The organism is Neptunomonas sp. ABH4_499, from assembly GCF_056160565.1.
In genome coordinates this window covers 1-340 of record NZ_JBSWXK010000052.1, presented here as the reverse complement: position 1 = coordinate 340, position 340 = coordinate 1, and the positions used below count along the sequence as shown (strand labels likewise).

The following is a 340-nucleotide window of genomic DNA, read 5'->3' as shown; positions in this document are numbered from 1 at the left end:
AAGGGCAAAAAAAGCGGGTTTTCCATATTCGAACCGCATTATAAACCACTATAAATCATACGGTTACGTATTTTTCAGGCCCGACTAAGTAAGCATCTGTTCGAAACCTTGGAAGAGGTTCAGGATTATGCAACGCAGTGGCTATGGTTTTACAATCATGAACGGCCACACAAAGCCAATGGCGGCAGGCCGCCGATGAAAGCAGCTTAACTTCTACTTTTAGCGCCGGCTAAAAATGGGAGGATTACCGAAGCACGTGCGAACGTTCAACTTCACTCAATCGGATGCCTAATGCCTTAACTTGGCGCTCCAGATCCCGGACCACGCGACCCAAGAAGCC

Annotated in this window: 1 pseudogene; it reads left to right on the top strand. The window is 47.9% G+C overall.

Features of this window, described 5'->3' with window-relative positions:
* Positions 1–84 precede the first annotated feature (84 nt).
* Positions 85–210, top strand: a pseudogene (locus ACXAF9_RS18205) (integrase core domain-containing protein); the annotation flags it as partial.
* Positions 211–340 lie beyond the last annotated feature (130 nt).